Origin of the sequence: Ferrovibrio sp. (genome assembly GCF_029255545.1) — a bacterium.
Classification (GTDB): Bacteria; Pseudomonadota; Alphaproteobacteria; order Ferrovibrionales; family Ferrovibrionaceae; genus Ferrovibrio.
Window position 1 is genome coordinate 8,790 of sequence record NZ_JANLJJ010000035.1, and the last position, 15,471, is coordinate 24,260.

The 15,471-nt window shown below is 64.2% G+C and carries 16 protein-coding genes; 13 read left to right on the top strand and 3 right to left on the bottom strand.

The features are described 5' to 3' along the window. The 5 genes from mtnA to Q1J79_RS06415 form a co-directional block, all read left to right on the top strand. A partial coding sequence (mtnA, locus tag Q1J79_RS06395) for an S-methyl-5-thioribose-1-phosphate isomerase (protein ID WP_300298115.1) occupies positions 1–720 on the top strand: 720 nt, incomplete at its 5' end. A 19-nt stretch (positions 721–739) separates the two neighbouring features. Then, positions 740–2,794: a bifunctional aldolase/short-chain dehydrogenase gene (locus Q1J79_RS06400; protein ID WP_300298117.1), complete on the top strand. Its 2,055-nt coding sequence runs from the start codon at positions 740–742 to the stop codon at positions 2,792–2,794. A 9-nt stretch (positions 2,795–2,803) separates the two neighbouring features. Beyond that, the gene (locus Q1J79_RS06405) at positions 2,804–3,382 is read left to right on the top strand and encodes a septation protein A (RefSeq protein ID WP_300298120.1); all 579 of its coding nucleotides are present in this window, start codon (positions 2,804–2,806) and stop codon (positions 3,380–3,382) included. Between the two features lie 186 nt (positions 3,383–3,568). Next, on the top strand, positions 3,569–4,846 hold the full coding sequence (gene eno / locus Q1J79_RS06410) for a phosphopyruvate hydratase (protein ID WP_300298123.1): 1,278 nt from the start codon (positions 3,569–3,571) through the stop codon (positions 4,844–4,846). Further along, on the top strand, positions 4,846–5,184 hold the full coding sequence (locus Q1J79_RS06415) for a hypothetical protein (RefSeq protein ID WP_300298126.1): 339 nt from the start codon (positions 4,846–4,848) through the stop codon (positions 5,182–5,184). The genes eno and Q1J79_RS06415 overlap by 1 nt, the downstream gene beginning before the upstream one ends. A gap of 1 nt (position 5,185) precedes the next feature. Here the strand turns inward: Q1J79_RS06415 and Q1J79_RS06420 are convergent, their stop codons facing one another. From Q1J79_RS06420 to Q1J79_RS06430, 3 genes are read right to left on the bottom strand one after another with little or no spacing between them, the layout of a single operon-like run. Beyond that, positions 5,186–5,611: a DUF350 domain-containing protein gene (locus Q1J79_RS06420; protein WP_300298128.1), complete on the bottom strand. Its 426-nt coding sequence runs from the start codon at positions 5,609–5,611 to the stop codon at positions 5,186–5,188. A 37-nt stretch (positions 5,612–5,648) separates the two neighbouring features. Further along, positions 5,649–6,779 (bottom strand): glutathionylspermidine synthase family protein, encoded by a 1,131-nt coding sequence (locus Q1J79_RS06425; RefSeq protein ID WP_300298131.1) that lies wholly within the window; start codon positions 6,777–6,779, stop codon positions 5,649–5,651. Positions 6,780–6,793: 14 nt separating this feature from the next. Then, complete coding sequence (locus Q1J79_RS06430; RefSeq protein ID WP_300298134.1) at positions 6,794–7,432, bottom strand: DUF1190 domain-containing protein; 639 nt, start codon at positions 7,430–7,432, stop codon at positions 6,794–6,796. Between the two features lie 157 nt (positions 7,433–7,589). Between Q1J79_RS06430 and Q1J79_RS06435 the strand changes: the two genes are divergently transcribed. From Q1J79_RS06435 to Q1J79_RS06470, 8 genes are all read left to right on the top strand, one after another. Continuing rightward, on the top strand, positions 7,590–7,901 hold the full coding sequence (locus tag Q1J79_RS06435) for a septum formation initiator family protein (RefSeq protein ID WP_300298138.1): 312 nt from the start codon (positions 7,590–7,592) through the stop codon (positions 7,899–7,901). A 221-nt stretch (positions 7,902–8,122) separates the two neighbouring features. Further along, positions 8,123–9,070, top strand: coding sequence for a pyruvate dehydrogenase (acetyl-transferring) E1 component subunit alpha (gene pdhA / locus Q1J79_RS06440; RefSeq protein WP_300298266.1), 948 nt, complete (start codon positions 8,123–8,125; stop codon positions 9,068–9,070). Between the two features lie 22 nt (positions 9,071–9,092). After that, positions 9,093–10,448 (top strand): pyruvate dehydrogenase complex E1 component subunit beta, encoded by a 1,356-nt coding sequence (locus Q1J79_RS06445; RefSeq protein ID WP_300298141.1) that lies wholly within the window; start codon positions 9,093–9,095, stop codon positions 10,446–10,448. Between the two features lie 14 nt (positions 10,449–10,462). After that, entirely contained in the window at positions 10,463–11,755 is a 1,293-nt protein-coding gene (locus Q1J79_RS06450) for a pyruvate dehydrogenase complex dihydrolipoamide acetyltransferase (protein WP_300298144.1), read from the top strand. A gap of 10 nt (positions 11,756–11,765) precedes the next feature. Then, positions 11,766–12,470, top strand: a complete 705-nt coding sequence (locus Q1J79_RS06455; RefSeq protein WP_300298147.1) for an SDR family oxidoreductase — start codon at positions 11,766–11,768, stop codon at positions 12,468–12,470. A gap of 11 nt (positions 12,471–12,481) precedes the next feature. Beyond that, a complete protein-coding gene (lpdA, locus tag Q1J79_RS06460; protein ID WP_300298149.1) occupies positions 12,482–13,903 on the top strand; it encodes a dihydrolipoyl dehydrogenase in 1,422 nt (473 codons plus the stop codon). A 91-nt stretch (positions 13,904–13,994) separates the two neighbouring features. Then, a complete protein-coding gene (gene lipA / locus Q1J79_RS06465) occupies positions 13,995–14,954 on the top strand; it encodes a lipoyl synthase (protein ID WP_300298152.1) in 960 nt (319 codons plus the stop codon). 7 nt (positions 14,955–14,961) lie between these two features. Further along, on the top strand, positions 14,962–15,438 hold the full coding sequence (locus tag Q1J79_RS06470; RefSeq protein ID WP_300298155.1) for a type II toxin-antitoxin system RatA family toxin: 477 nt from the start codon (positions 14,962–14,964) through the stop codon (positions 15,436–15,438). The last annotated feature ends 33 nt before the right edge of the window (positions 15,439–15,471 follow it).

Genomic DNA, 15,471 nt, shown 5'->3' on the forward strand with positions numbered 1-15,471 from the left:
ATCTGCGACGACGACGTCGCCACCTGCTCGGCCATCGGCGACCACGGCCTGAAGATCATCGAAGACCTGTACGAAAAAGCCGGCCGCAAGCGGACCATCAACATCCTGACCCATTGCAACGCCGGCTGGCTGGCTACCGTGGACTGGGGTACGGCGATCGCGCCGATCTACAAGGCGCATGACAAGGGCATTCCGGTGCATGTCTGGGTCGACGAGACCCGGCCGCGCAACCAGGGCGCCTCGCTTACGGCCTGGGAGCTGAACAGCCACGGCGTGCCGCATACCGTGATCGTCGACAATGCCGGCGGCCACCTGATGCAGCATGGCAGCGTCGACATGTGCATTGTCGGCACCGACCGCACCACCCGCGAGGGCGATGTGTGCAACAAGATCGGCACGTATCTCAAGGCGCTGGCGGCAAAGGACAACGGCGTGCCCTTCTACGTCGCGCTGCCGCATTCCACCATCGACTGGACGATCCGCGACGGCGTGAAGGAAATCCCCATCGAGGAACGCGCGCAGGAAGAGGTGACGGTGATGAGTGGCCGTACGGCAACGGGCGAGGTGGTGCCCGTCACCATCACGCCCGAAGGCACCAAGGCCGCCAATTTCGGCTTCGACGTCACGCCCGCGCGCCTTGTCACCGGCCTGGTCACCGAACGCGGCGTCTGCGCCGCGAGTGAGTCGGGCCTCACCAGGCTCTATCCCGAATTCGCCTGATTACAGCAGGAACTGCCCCATGAAGAATCTCTGGTCCGATCGCGACGCCAAGGCCGCCATTGCCCATTACGCCCGCCAAGGCGTGAACGAGGACCTGGCTTTGCGCACCTATACCACGCGTCTGCTCGGTGGCGTGCCGGACCTGGTGCAGCATGGCGGCGGCAATACCTCGGTGAAGACCACGATGCCCGACCCGCTGGGCAAGCCAGTCGAAGTTCTGTGCGTGAAGGGCTCGGGCTGGGACATGGCGGTGATCGAACCGCCGGGGCTCCCCGCCGTGAAGCTGAAGCCGCTGCAGGAGCTGATCGCGCTGAAAAACCTGACCGACGAGGACATGGTCAACATCCAGCGCTGCAACCTGCTGGACAGCACCTCGCCGAACCCCTCGGTCGAGACGCTGTTCCACGCCTTCCTGCCGCACAAGTTCATCGACCACACCCATGCCTCGGCCGTGCTGGCCATCACCGACCAGCCGGATGGTGCGGAAATCTGCCGCAAGCTCTACGGAAAGCGCGTCGCGCTGGTCGATTACGAAATGCCGGGCTTCGGCCTCGCCAAGAAAGCGGCGGCCGCCTTCAAGGCCAATCCGCAGGCCCAGGGCCTGATCCTGCTCAAGCACGGCATCTTCACCTTCGCCGAGACGGCGAAGGAGGCCTATGATCTGATGATCGAATTCGTTTCCAAGGCCGAGCGCCATCTGGCCAAGGGCAAAAAGACGGTGTTCGTACCGGGCAAGGTGCTGCCGAAGAAACTGGCGACGGCGGAAGACGTGCTGCCGATCCTGCGTGGCCTGCTCAGCATTCCGGCTGGTGATGACGGCGCCTATACGCGCTGGGTCTTCAACCTGCGCGACAGCGCCGAGATCCAGGCCTTTGCGCGCGGCAAGGATGTGATGCGCTACAGCCAGGCCGGCACGGTTACGCCCGACCATGTGATCCGCACCAAGCCCTGGCCACTGGTGCTGCCGGCACCGGAAGTCGGCAAACTCGATGCCTTCAAGGCGGCGGCGCAGAAGGCGGTGGATGGCTATATCAAAAAGTACAAGGCGTATTTCGAACGCCACAATGCCAAGGCGCAGCCGAAGAAGATCATGCTCGATCCGATGCCGCGCGCCCTGCTGATCCCGGGCCTTGGTCTGGTCGGCGTGGGCAAGACGCGCAAGGATGCGGTGATCGCCGGCGACGTGGCCGAGATGGCGGTGAGCATCATCACCAGGGCCGAGGCGATTGGAAAGTTCACCAGCATCCGGGAACGCGACATCTTCGACGTCGAATACTGGTCGCTGGAACAGGCCAAGCTGGGCAAGGGTGGCGAGAAGCCGCTGTCGCGCCAGGTTGTCGTGATTACCGGCGGCGCGGGTGCCATCGGGGCGGCGACGGCCAAAGCTTTCGCTGCCGAGGGCGCGGAAGTGGCGGTGTTTGATCTCGATGGCGCCAAGGCCGCTGAAGTGGCCAAGAAGCTGGGCGGCATCGGCATTGCCTGCGACGTGACCAAACCCGAAACCGTGCAGGCGGCCTTCGCCCGGGTCGTGCAGCATTTTGGTGGCGTCGACATCGTAATCTCAAACGCCGGCAATGCCTGGGGCGGCCGGATCGGCGAGGTACCTGACGCGTTGCTGCGCAAGTCGTTCGAACTGAACTTCTTCAGCCATCAATACGTGGCGCAGGCGGCCGTGAAGATCATGCTGGCGCAGAAGACCGGCGGCTGCCTGCTGTTCAATGCCTCCAAGCAGGCGGTGAATCCGGGCCCCGATTTCGGCCCCTATGGCCTGCCCAAGGCGGCCACGCTGTTCCTGTCGCGCCAGTATGCGCTGGATTACGGCGACCAGGGCATCCGTTCCTCGGCGGTGAATGCCGACCGCATCCGCTCGGGGCTTCTCACCGACGAGATGGTGGCCAAGCGCTCCAAGGCGCGCGGCGTGTCGGAAAAGGACTACATGGCGGGCAACCTGCTGAAACGCGAAGTGAAGGCCGCCGACGTCGCCCAGGCTTTCGTGCAGCTTGCCGTGGCGGCCAAGACCACGGCGGCCGTGGCGACGGTGGACGGCGGCAACATCGCGGCCGCATTGCGGTAAAGACGCTTCATGCACCGCACCGCGCCGCGCTGGCTCAAGCCCGCCACCGAATACGGGCCGCTGGCGCTGTTCTTCATCGCCTACAGCGCGGCAGGGCTGCTGCCGGCAACGGCCGTGCTGCTGGCGGCGACCGCTGTGGGTTTGCTGCTGTCGCTGTTTTTCCTGCGCCGCGTGCCGGTGATGCCGCTGGTCACCGCCGTGGTGGTGGGCATCTTCGGCGGCCTGACCCTGTGGCTGCAGGATGAGACCTTCATCAAGATGAAACCCACCATCATCAATGCCATTTTCGCCGCCGTTTTGCTCGGTGGCCATGCCTTCCACCGGTATCCGCTGCAATACGTGCTCGGCACGTCATTGCAGATGACGAAGACCGGTTGGCGCACGCTTTCCCTGCGGCTCGGCCTGTTCTTCGCCGTGCTGGCCGGCCTGAACGAACTGGTCTGGCGCACCCAGAGCACGGATGTCTGGGTCGCCTTCAAGGTCTTTGGCCTGATCGGCCTCAGTGTTGCCTTCATGATGGCGCAGACGCCGCTGATCCTGCGCCATCGGCCCAGAGAGAGCTCGCGGCAGAACTCGCGGGAAAACTGAGGCGGCCCCTTCTGGTGCCATGACCGGGCCTGGACCGGCTGTTTCAAGGGGGAGGGGCGAAAGGGACGGATTTTCCCGGAGTTTTGCCCTCGTCCGGCCACGGTTCGGGCCTTGCCCGAACCGCGCCGCCGGGCTATCCCTTCGGCCACCTTTTTCCTGCCTTCCAGCCTCAAGAGGACCTCCGGCATGAGCGGCATCACCGACATTGTGGCACGCGAAATTCTCGATTCCCGCGGCAACCCGACCGTCGAGGTCGACGTGATCCTGGAAAGCGGCGCCTTCGGCCGCGCCGCCGTGCCGTCGGGCGCCTCGACCGGCGCCCATGAAGCCGTGGAACTGCGCGACGGCGACAAGGGCCGCTACCTGGGCAAGGGCGTGCTGAAGGCCGTCGAGGCCGTCAACACCGAGATCTTCGATGCCATCGCCGGTTTCGAGGCCAGCGAGCAGCTGAAGATCGACCGCACCATGATCGCGCTGGATGGCACGCCGAACAAATCCCGCCTCGGCGCGAATTCCATTCTTGGCGTGAGCCTGGCCGTCGCCAAGGCCGCGGCCCAGGAAGCCGACCTGCCGCTGTATCGCTATGTCGGCGGCGCGGCGGCGCATGTGCTGCCGGTGCCGATGATGAACATCATCAATGGCGGCGCCCATGCCGACAATCCGATCGACGTGCAGGAATTCATGATCATGCCGGTGGCTGCCGGCAGCATCGCCGATGCGGTGCGCATGGGCGCGGAAGTGTTCCATACCCTGAAGAAAAAGCTCAAGGATGCCGGCCACAACACCAATGTGGGCGACGAGGGCGGCTTCGCCCCGAACCTGCCGAGCACCCGCGGCGCGCTGGACTTCATCATGCAGGCCATCGAGGCGGCGGGCTACAAGGCCGGCGCGGACGTGATGATCGCGCTGGATGCCGCCAGCACCGAATTCTTCAAGGACGGCAAGTATCACCTGGACGGCGAGAACCTGAAGCTCGATCCGGCCGGCATGGTGCAATACTGGCAGAAGCTGGTCGGCGACTATCCGATCGTCTCCATCGAGGACGGCATGGCGGAAGACGACTGGGCCGGCTGGAAGCTGCTGACCGATGCCATCGGCGCCAAGTGCCAGCTGGTGGGCGACGATCTGTTCGTCACCAACCCCAAGCGCCTGGCCGACGGCATCGCCAAGGGCGTCGGCAACGCCATCCTGGTGAAGGTGAACCAGATCGGCACCCTGACCGAGACGCTGGAAGCGGTGGAGCTGGCGCACAAGAACGGTTATCGCGCCGTGATGTCGCACCGCTCGGGCGAGACCGAAGACAACACCATCGCCGACCTGGCGGTGGCCACCAATTGCGGCCAGATCAAGACCGGCTCGCTGGCCCGTTCCGACCGCATGGCGAAATACAACCAGCTGATCCGCATCGAGGAACAGCTCGATATGGCGGCGAAGTATCCGGGCCTGGCGGCGCTGAAGCGCTGATGCGGCGCGCGGCGGCAATCGCGATGGCGGCGGCGCTGGTTGCCGGCGCCGCCATCGCGCAGGCTTCGTTGCCGGTGCAGGGCAAATGGGCGGTGAGCCAGGAGCGCTGCGCCAGCGAAAGCATCGAGTTCGGGGCGGATGGCCGCTTCAAATCAACGCTGGACGAGGCCGAAGCGCGGTATGGCAATTACAAGACCGGGGCCGACCGCATCATCCTGGTCGACGAGGCCGAGCCCGACCGCGAACTGGCGCTGATCATTCTCGATCTCACGCCCAGCCGTCTCGTCGCCTTCGACGAAACCATCGAGGCCGACCGCCGCCTGGTGAAATGCCGCTGAATCAGTAGGTCATGCTGGCAGCGTTCAGCAGGCCCACCGTCAGCGACAATGCTGCCGTGACGATGGCGGCGGCGGTTTCGCCGCGGCTGATCCGCTCGGGCAGGCGCGGGAACAGCATCCGCGCCGCGATGAACGTGACGGACTGAATCAGCAGCGCCACGGCGCCCCAGACCAGCATGTCGATCAGGCTCTGCGAGTTCATGATCGCGCTGCCCAGCGGCATGGCGAAGCCAAGCATGGCGCCGCCCAGCGAGATCGCGGCCGCGGCATTGCCATCCTTGATCAGGCGCCATTCGCGCTGCGGCGTCAGGCGGGTATAGATCGCCAGGAACAGCATCAGCATGATCAGCGCGCACACGAAATACAGCGCAAAGTCGGGCAGCGTCACGAGATAGCGGCTGAAATTCGGCGGCGTCGTGCTGATCATCGATGTCCCCAAAATCCTTATGGATTGTTGCGTATGCTTATTCGAACAGGTGCGGCACGAAGCGGCTGGTGTTGCGGGTGATCGGACTGCGATCCTCGCGGATGCCAAGCCCGCAGGCGCGGGAGGCGATCACCCAGACGCCGAGGACGGGATAGAAGCCGTCGAAGCAGGGCATCTCGATGGCCTGCTGATAGATCTGGAAATCCGGGGCGGGATCGCCCTGTACCGGCACGCTGTCCAGTACGACGCCGGTTTCCGACAGGCGGCTGATGCCGGCGCCTTCGCGGCCCCAGAAGGGCTTGGCGATGCAGGCGCCCCTGATATCGGCGCGGTCAAAGCTGGCGGGCAGCAGGTTCTCGTGGTCCGGGAAAGCCTGCCACAGCAGCGGCAGGATCGCCTTGGTGGACAGCAGCATCTTCCAGGCCGGCTCGATCATGCGGATGCCGGAGGGCTGGATATTGGCGGCGAAATCCTCCTGCAGCAGCCATTCCCAGGGATAGAGCTTGAACAGCACGGTGATCGGCTTGGCCGCCAGATCGACGAAGCGTTTGCCGTTCCAGCCGATCTCGTCGATATACAGACGCTCGGTGTCCAGTCCGGCCTGGATGGCGGTATCACGCAGATATTCGACGGTGCCGAAATCCTCCTCGTGATTGCGCACGCAGGTGAAATGCACCCGATGGCCCCAGAGACCAAAATGCTTCCAGGCCTCGATCAGGGTTTCGTGGATGCCGTTGAACTGGTCGCAGTGATTGCAGAAGCTGTCGAGCCACTCCCACTGCACCACGCTGGCTTCATACAGCGCCGTCGGCGTATCAGCATTGTATTCGAGCAGTTTCGGCGCGCCCGCGCCGTTCCAGGCCAGATCGAAGCGGCCATAGAGGTTCTTGTCCTGGCGCTGCCAGGATTGCTCGATCAGGGCGATGGCGGTGTCGGTCAGGCGGAAGGCGCCATAATCGCCGCGCCTGATGATGCCGTCGACCAGTTCGAGGCACATATCCTCCAGCCGCTGGGCGGCATCATCCAGTTCGTCGATCTGTCCGGGCGTGAAGCTGTAGGCCGCATCCTCGCACCAGTAAGGCTCGCCATCGATGGTGTGAAAGGCGAAGCCGATCTTTTCGGCGCGTTCGCGCCAGTCGGGACGGGGCTCGACGGCAAGACGCTCCATGCTGGGAATGCCCGCTAGCTGGCGGCGGAATAGCTGGTGCCGGTGCGCCCGAAACCGCTGCGGCTGACATAGCCCGGGGCTGCCTTGGGGGCATCAGGGAAGCGATTGGCGCTGAGCTGGCCGAGCGGCTTGCTGCCTGAATAGGCCGTGTTGCCCGGATCGCGATACAGCGGCCGGGCGGCGCCGGGGGTGTTCCAGGGGCTGGGGCCACCCAGGCTGCGGCCGATCATGTAGCCCATCAGCAGCGGCATGAACATGCCGCCGCCCGATGAAGCCTGCTGCTGGGCCTGTTCGCCCGACAGCGGCGCGGTCGGCGTGGTCTGCTGCGTGGTCTGGGCCGCATCACCGGCCGGCTGGGCGGCCGAGAAGGCGTCGTTACCGCTGAGGATCTGCTGCGGGGTGCCGCAGTTGCCGAGCCCGAACTGGGTTTCGCATTCCTCGCGGTTGGCGAAGCGGGGGGCCGTCTGCACATGCTGGGCGCGGGCGTCAGCCAGGGCGATGCGGCAGCCATCCGGGTCCGGGCGGGAGGCGCATTCCTTCTGGTCGCGCAGCACGTCATGGCCGGCGAGGGGATCTGTGTCGTCGCAGCCGGCGAGGCCGACCAGTCCGACGGTTCCGAGCAGGGCTAAACGGATGACACGGGATTTGCGCATGGGCGTGAAGATAATGGTCCCATGCCGGCAAGGGAAGGGCAGCTATCGCCCTGAACCGGCAATTTCGCCTAATTCGTTGACTCTCTGAGAAGAATCTCTGTCGCGACTCGGAAACGCGTTGACCCCGCGACTCGGATGTGATTCGATTCGAATCACAATGAGCGCCCTGCACGAAATCCGCCGTCATTCCCTTGCCGCCGTCATTCCGGTGATCTGCTTCGCGGCGATTGGCTATTTTGCCTACCATGCCATGGAGGGTGAGCATGGCATCAATGCCTATACCCGCCTCGTGCTGCAGATCCAGGAAACCAAGGCGGCGCTGGCCGAAGTGACGGCCGAACGCCGCATTCTCGAGCGCCGGGTTGGCCTGCTGCAGGCTGATCAGCTGGATGCCGATATGCTGGATGAACAGGGGCGGCGTGTCCTGGGGCTTGTCCAGCCGGGTGATCTGGTAATTCTTGGACGTTGAGTCCGGGGTTGCAGGAAATGGAATTACCCGAATTAACTGAAATCAAGTTAATTTTAGAAAAATCCTTGTTTTAACTAAAGTTAGCCGCCATCTTCCGACCCCGTCAGTGGTATTGATCAATCAATGCCGTAAGGGAAGTCGGGAGGAAAACCATGGCGAAACCGGGCAAGGCGGCTGAAGCCGCCGCGGGCAAGAAGGCGAAACTGCCGCCCGCCCAGGAGATGCTCCGTTATTACCGCGACATGCTGCTGATCCGCCGGTTCGAGGAGAAGGCCGGCCAGCTTTACGGCATGGGCCTGATCGGCGGCTTCTGCCACCTCTATATCGGCCAGGAAGCCGTGGTCGTGGGCCTGCAGGCCTGTGCCAAGCTGGGCGATGCCGTCATCACCTCCTATCGCGACCATGGCCATATGCTGGCCACCGGCATGGATGCCGGCGGCGTGATGGCCGAGCTGACGGGCCGCATCGGCGGCTATTCCAAAGGCAAGGGCGGCTCGATGCACATGTTCAGCCGCGAGAAGCATTTCTACGGCGGCCACGGCATCGTCGGCGCCCAGGTGCCGCTGGGTACCGGCCTGGCCTTTGCCCAGAAGTACAACAAGACCGACAACGTCACCTTCTGCTATTTCGGCGACGGCTCTGCCAATCAGGGCCAGGTCTACGAAAGCTTCAATATGGCCGAGTTGTGGAAACTGCCGGTCATCTACGTGATCGAGAACAACCAGTATGCCATGGGCACCGCGATCGCGCGGTCCTCGGCGCAGCCCGCGTTATACAAGCGCGGCGAAAGCTTTGGCGTGCCCGGGCGGCAGGTGGATGGCATGAACGTGCTGGCGGTGAAGGAAGCCGGCGAGGACGCCGTGGCGCATTGCCGTGCCGGAAAAGGACCGATCATCCTGGAGATGATGACCTACCGCTATCGCGGCCATTCCATGTCAGACCCGGCGAAATACCGCAGCAAGGAAGAGGTCAACAAGATGCGGGCCGAGCATGACCCGATCGACCAGGTCCGCAGCATGCTGCTGGGCAACAGCCTGGCCGATGAAGAGGCGCTGAAGGCCATCGACAAGGAAGTGAAGGATATCGTGCAGAAAGCTGCCGATTTCGCGCAGGAGAGTCCTGAGCCCGATCCGTCGGAATTGTGGACCGACGTGTATGTCGAAGCATAAGCGGGCCGGGAGGATTTAAGCGATGACGATTGAGATTCTGATGCCGGCCCTGTCGCCGACCATGACCGAGGGCAAGCTGGCCAAGTGGTTCGTCCGCGCAGGCGATACGGTGAAGGCCGGCGACATCATGGCCGAGATCGAAACCGACAAGGCCACGATGGAATTCGAGGCGGTGGACGAGGGCGTGATCGAAAAGATCCTGGTGCCCGAAGGTACCGAGGGCGTCGCGGTCAACACGCCGATCGCCATGCTGCGCGGCGAGGGTGAGGCCGCGAGCGCCGCGCCAGCTGCACCGAAGACAGAAGTGAAGGCGCCGGCGGCTCCGGCTGCGGTCGCGGTGGCGACGCCGACTGTGACCAAAGACCTGGCCGATCCCGATATCCCGGCCGGCACGCAGTTCGTCACCATGACGGTGCGCGAGGCGATCCGCGAGGGCATGTCGGAAGAGATGCGCCGCGACCCGAAGGTGTATCTGATGGGCGAGGAAGTCGCGCAGTATCAGGGCGCCTACAAGGTCAGCCAGGGCATGCTGGACGAATTCGGCCCCGACCGCGTGATCGATACGCCGATCACCGAGCAGGGTTTTGCCGGCATCGGCATCGGCGCCGCTTTCGGCGGCCTGCGTCCCATCGTCGAGTTCATGACCTTCAATTTCTCGATGCAGGCGATCGACCAGATCGTCAACTCGGCGGCCAAGACGCTCTACATGTCTGGTGGCCAGATGGGCTGTCCCATCGTGTTCCGCGGCCCCAACGGCGCCGCTGCCCGCGTCGCGGCGCAGCACAGCCAGGATTACGCCGCCTGGTATTCGCATATCCCGGGCCTGAAAGTCGTGGCGCCGTATTCGGCGGCCGACTTCAAGGGCCTGATCAAGGCCGCGATCCGCGACCCGAACCCGGTCGTGTTCCTGGAAAACGAAATCCTCTATGGCCGCAGCTTCGAGGTGCCGAAGCTGGATGACTATGTCGTGCCCATCGGCAAGGCGCGCATCGCCCGCGCCGGCAAGGATGTCACCCTGGTCGGCTATTCGATTGCAGTCGGCCATGCGCTGGCGGCCGCCGAGAAACTGGCGGAAGAGGGTATCCAGGCCGAGGTGATCGACCTGCGCACCATCCGCCCGATGGATCGCGCCACCATCGTCGAGTCGGTGAAAAAGACCAACCGCATTGTCACCGTGGAAGAGGGCTTCCCGCAATCGGGCATCGGCGCCGAGATCGCCGCCATGCTCATGGAAGAGGCCTTCGACTATCTCGATGCGCCGGTGACGCGCGTGACCGGCAAGGATGTGCCGATGCCCTATGCCGCCAACCTGGAAAAGCTGGCCCTGGTCACCATTCCCGAAATCGTGGCGGCGGCGAAAGCCGTCTGCTACCGCTGAGGGGAGGTCGCGTCATGCCGATAGACATCCTGATGCCGGCCCTGTCGCCGACCATGACCGAGGGCAAACTCGGCAAATGGCTGGTGAAGGAGGGCGACACGGTCAAGGCCGGCGACATCATGGCCGAGATCGAGACCGACAAGGCCACCATGGAATTCGAGGCCGTGGATGAAGGCCGGATCGGCAAAATCCTGGTGCCCGAGGGCACCGAGGGTATCGCCGTCAACACGCCGATTGCCGTGCTGCTGGAAGAGGGCGAATCCGCCGGCGATGTGAAGGCTGCTCCGGTGGCCCAGCCTGTGCCCAAGCCGGCTGCCGCCGCGCCGGTCGTGCCGCTGGCGCCGGCCGCTGCCACGGCTGCGCCGGCTCCTGCCGCTGCCGCACCGAAGCCGGCCACGGCGCCGGTGAAAACCGGGGATCGCGTTTTCGCCTCGCCGCTGGCCCGCCGTATCGCCGCGCAGAACAATATCGACCTGAAAGCCGTGACGGGCAGTGGCCCGCATGGCCGCATCGTGAAGGCCGATGTCGAGAAGGCGCCAAAAGGTGCGGCGGCTCCGGCTGCGAAGGCCGCGGCCGCGCCGGTTGCCGCCGGCCCGGGCGCGCGCCAGCTCGCCGACCTGCTCAAGATGCCGTATCGCGTCGAGCCGCTGTCGGGCATGCGCAAGACCATCGCGCGTCGCCTGACCGAATCCAAGCAGACGGTGCCGCATTTCTACCTCACCATCGACACCGAGATCGACGAGCTGCTCTCCCTGCGCAAGCGGCTGAACGACAAGTCGGAAGCCAAGATCAGCGTCAATGACTTCATCATCCGCGCCGTGGCGCTGGCGCTGAAGAAGGTGCCGACTGCCAATGCCAGCTATGACGACAGCGGCATGCTGTATTACGAGCATGCCGATATCTCGGTGGCGGTGGCCACCCCGAATGGCCTGATCACGCCGATCATCAAGCAGGCCGAGGGCAAGGGCCTGACGCAGATCGCGGCCGAGATGAAGGATCTGGCGGCGCGCGCCCGCGATGGCAAGCTGAAGCCGGACGAATACCAGGGCGGCACCTTCTCGATTTCCAATCTCGGCATGTTCGGCATCAAGCAGTTCGAGGCGGTGATCAATCCGCCGCAGGGCTGCATCCTCGCCATCGGCGCCGGCGAACAGCGTCCGGTGGTTCGAGGAGGCCAGGTCGTGCCGGCCACCATCATGACCTGCACGCTCTCGGTCGATCACCGTGCCGTCGATGGCGCGGTCGGCGCCGAGTTCCTGCAGGCCTTCAAGGGCTTCATCGACGACCCGCTGACCATGCTGCTGTGAGGCCGTGACGATGGTTGAGAAGGTTGCCATCGTTACCGGCGCCGGCAAGGGCATGGGCGCGGCGGTGCTGAAGAAGCTGGCTGCCGATGGTTATCGCGTGGCGGCCATGTCGCCCTCGGGCGCGGCCAGGACCTTGGCGGAATCGCTCGGCGGCGTTGGCCTCGCCGGCTCGAATGCCAAGGCCGCTGACGTCAAGGCGCTGGTCGACCTCACGCTCGACACATACGGCCGCATCGATGCGGTGGTGAACAACACCGGCCATCCGCCCAAAGGTAATCTGCTGGAGCTGGACGATGCCGCCTGGCTCACCGGCTTCGAACTGGTGCATCTGGCGGTGATCCGCATGGTGCGGCTGGTGACGCCTGTCATGCTGAAGCAGAAGACGGGTGGCGCGTTCGTGAACCTGCTCACCTATGCCACCTTCGAGCCGGAAGCCGATTTCCCGATCTCCGGGCCGGTGCGCGCCGCCGTGGCCAGTTTCTCGAAAGTCTATGCCGACCAGTATGCCGCGCAGGGCATCCGCATGAACAACGTGCTGCCCGGCTTCATCGACAGCCTGCCAGCCAAGGAACAGCGCGTCGCGCGCATCCCGATGAAGCGGTATGGCCATGTGCGCGAGATCGCCGATGCGGTGGCTTTCCTGCTGTCGGAACAGGCCAGCTACATCACCGGCCAGAATCTGCGCGTCGATGGCGGCATCACGCGCTCGGTTTGAGGAGAGCCACCATGTCTGACACCAGTTTTGACCTGATCGTGGTCGGCAGCGGCCCGGGCGGCTACACCACGGCGATCCGCGCCAGCCAGCTCGGCATGAAGACGGCGATCATCGAGCGTGAGCATCTGGGCGGCATCTGCCTGAACTGGGGCTGCATCCCGACCAAGGCTTTGCTGCGCTCGGCCGAGATCTATTCCAACATCAAGCATGCCGAGGCTTTTGGCTTCACGGTCGAGGGCAAGGTGACGATCAACGCCGCCAAGGTGGTGGAGCGGTCGCGCAAGGTGGCGGCGCAGCTCTCGAACGGCGTCAAGTTCCTGATGAAGAAACACAAGGTCACGGTGTTCGACGGCCATGGTACGCTCAATGGTCGGTCTTCTGATGGTTTGGGCAAGGTGAAGGTGACCAAGGACGGCAAGCCGGTGGCCGACCTGACCGCCAAACACATCATTCTGGCCACCGGCGCCCGCGCCCGCGCGCTGCCCGGCCTGGAGCCGGACGGCAAGCTGGTCTGGACCTACAAGGAAGCCATGGTGCCGCAATCGCTGCCAAAAAGCCTTCTCGTGATCGGCTCGGGCGCCATCGGCATCGAATTCGCCAGCTTCTACCGCACGCTCGGCGCCGAAGTGACCGTGGTCGAGGTGATGGACCGCGTGCTGCCGGTGGAGGACGAGGAAATCTCCGGCCTCGCCAAGAAAGCCTTCGAGAAGCAGGGCATGAAGATTTTCACCGGCACGACGGTCACGGCCCTCAAGAAGGGTGCAGACAGCGTGACGGCGACGCTGAAGGACAAGGCCGGCAAGGAAAGCCAGGTCACCGTCGAGCGCGTGATCCTCGCTGTCGGCATTGTCGGCAATGTCGAGAATATTGGCCTGGAGACCACCAAGGTGAAGGTCGAGAAGACCCATGTGGTCATTGATGAATACAGCCGCACGGCGGAGCCCGGCATCTATGCCATCGGCGACCTGACCGGTCCACCCTGGCTGGCGCACAAGGCCGGCCATGAAGGCGTGATCTGCGTCGAGAAGATCGCCGGCGTGAAGGACGTACATCCGCTGAATGTCAGCAACATCCCGGGCTGCACCTATTGCACGCCGCAGATCGCCAGCGTCGGCTTGACCGAGGCGGCGGCCAAGGCCAAGGGGCATGAGGTGCGCGTCGGCCGTTATCCCTTCCTCGCCAACGGCAAGGCGATTGCGCTGGGCGAGCCGGAAGGCCTGGTCAAGACGGTGTTCGACGCCAAGACCGGCGAATTGCTGGGTGCCCATATGATCGGCGCCGAAGTGACCGAGATGATCCAGGGCTTCGGCATCGCCAAAACCCTGGAGACCACCGAGGCCGAGCTGATGCATGCCATCTTCCCGCATCCGACCTTAAGCGAGATGATGCATGAATCGGTGCTGGACGCTTACGGCAAGGCGCTGAATTACTAGTATTTTGCCGCCAGGTGCGGGGGCGGGGCCTTTTCTGTATACTGGGCCCGCGCTACCTCAATCCCAGAGGTTGGCAGAAGGTTTTGCAATCGTGACCGTCAATATCCATCCCGTTCCCGTCCGCCATCCCGAGAAGGCGCATAAGCCGGATACGCCCGTGCTGCGCAAGCCGGACTGGATTCGCGTCAAGGCGCCGACTTCGGAAGAGGCGGCCGAGACGCGCCGGCTGATGCGCGACCTGAAGCTGCACACTGTCTGCGAGGAAGCCGCCTGCCCGAACCTGGGCGAGTGCTGGAAGCAGAAACACGCCACCTTCATGATCCTCGGCGCGATCTGCACCCGCGCCTGCTCCTTCTGCAACGTCGCCACCGGCAAGCCGCTGGCGGTGGATGCCGACGAGCCGCAGCATGTGGCCGAGGCGGTGGGCCAGCTTGGCCTGCATCATGTGGTGATCACCTCGGTCGACCGCGACGACCTGCCCGATGGCGGCGCTGCGCAGTTCGTGCGCACCATCGAGGAAATCCGTAAGGCCTCGCCCGGCACCACCATCGAGATCCTGACGCCCGATTTCATCCGCAAGCCCGGCGCCATCGAGGCCGTCGTGGCGGCCAGGCCAGACGTGTTCAACCACAATCTGGAGACCGTGCCGCGGCTTTATCCCACCATCCGGCCCGGCGCGCGCTATTTCGGTTCGCTGCAATTGCTGGCCAAGGTGAAGGAGCTCGATCCTTCGATGTTCACCAAATCCGGCCTGATGGTCGGTCTGGGCGAGGAGAAGATCGAGATCATGCAGGTGATGGACGACCTGCGCGCCGCCGACGTGGATTTCCTCACCATCGGGCAATACCTGCAGCCGACCCGCAAGCATGCCGAGGTCAAGAGCTTCGTCACGCCCGACGAGTTCGAGACCTACAAGACGCTGGCTGGCGCCAAGGGTTTCCTGATGGTGTCGGCGTCGCCGCTGACCCGGTCGTCGCACCATGCCGGCGCGGATTTCGCCCGGCTGAAGGCGAACCGCGCGGCGAAGCTGGCGGCGCGGGCCGGGGCCTGACCGGGCCGTGCCGACCCACGCCGAAAAACGCATCCTGCCTTACACGCCGGACCAGCTTTATGCGCTGGTGGCCGGCGTGGAGCATTATCCGAAATTCCTGCCCTGGTGCATCGGCGCACGCATCCGCGAACGCAGCGAACGGCTGATGGTGGCCGACCTGATCATCGGCTTCAAGATGTTCCGCGAGCGTTTCACGTCCCGCGTGACGCTGAATCCGGAAGCCATGCGGATCGACGTCGAATATACCGACGGCCCATTCAAGTATCTCAAGAATCACTGGATATTCCTGCCGCACGGCCAGGGCTGCGAGATCGACTTCTATGTCGATTTCGAATTCCGCTCGAAACTGCTGCAGAAGACCATCGAGCTGCTGTTTAACGAAGCTGTCAAACGCATGGTCGGCGCCTTCGAGACCCGGGCGCGCCAGCTTTACGGCGAGAATGGATTATCCCTGGCGCCAGGTGCTACGATAACGGCACTCTGAAACGTCCCGGACGTTCCATCCGGGTCCACAACG

Coding starts and splice junctions, on each gene's coding strand:
- Q1J79_RS06445 (WP_300298141.1), top strand. CDS start 9,093: ATGACGATTGAGATTCTGATGCCGGCCCTGTCGCCGACCATGACCGAG.
- Q1J79_RS06435 (WP_300298138.1), top strand. CDS start 7,590: ATGAGCGCCCTGCACGAAATCCGCCGTCATTCCCTTGCCGCCGTCATT.
- Q1J79_RS06455 (WP_300298147.1), top strand. CDS start 11,766: ATGGTTGAGAAGGTTGCCATCGTTACCGGCGCCGGCAAGGGCATGGGC.
- eno (WP_300298123.1), top strand. CDS start 3,569: ATGAGCGGCATCACCGACATTGTGGCACGCGAAATTCTCGATTCCCGC.
- lpdA (WP_300298149.1), top strand. CDS start 12,482: ATGTCTGACACCAGTTTTGACCTGATCGTGGTCGGCAGCGGCCCGGGC.
- Q1J79_RS06425 (WP_300298131.1), bottom strand. CDS start 6,779: ATGGAGCGTCTTGCCGTCGAGCCCCGTCCCGACTGGCGCGAACGCGCC.
- Q1J79_RS06430 (WP_300298134.1), bottom strand. CDS start 7,432: ATGCGCAAATCCCGTGTCATCCGTTTAGCCCTGCTCGGAACCGTCGGA.
- Q1J79_RS06415 (WP_300298126.1), top strand. CDS start 4,846: ATGCGGCGCGCGGCGGCAATCGCGATGGCGGCGGCGCTGGTTGCCGGC.
- Q1J79_RS06405 (WP_300298120.1), top strand. CDS start 2,804: ATGCACCGCACCGCGCCGCGCTGGCTCAAGCCCGCCACCGAATACGGG.
- Q1J79_RS06420 (WP_300298128.1), bottom strand. CDS start 5,611: ATGATCAGCACGACGCCGCCGAATTTCAGCCGCTATCTCGTGACGCTG.
- Q1J79_RS06400 (WP_300298117.1), top strand. CDS start 740: ATGAAGAATCTCTGGTCCGATCGCGACGCCAAGGCCGCCATTGCCCAT.
- Q1J79_RS06450 (WP_300298144.1), top strand. CDS start 10,463: ATGCCGATAGACATCCTGATGCCGGCCCTGTCGCCGACCATGACCGAG.
- pdhA (WP_300298266.1), top strand. CDS start 8,123: ATGCTCCGTTATTACCGCGACATGCTGCTGATCCGCCGGTTCGAGGAG.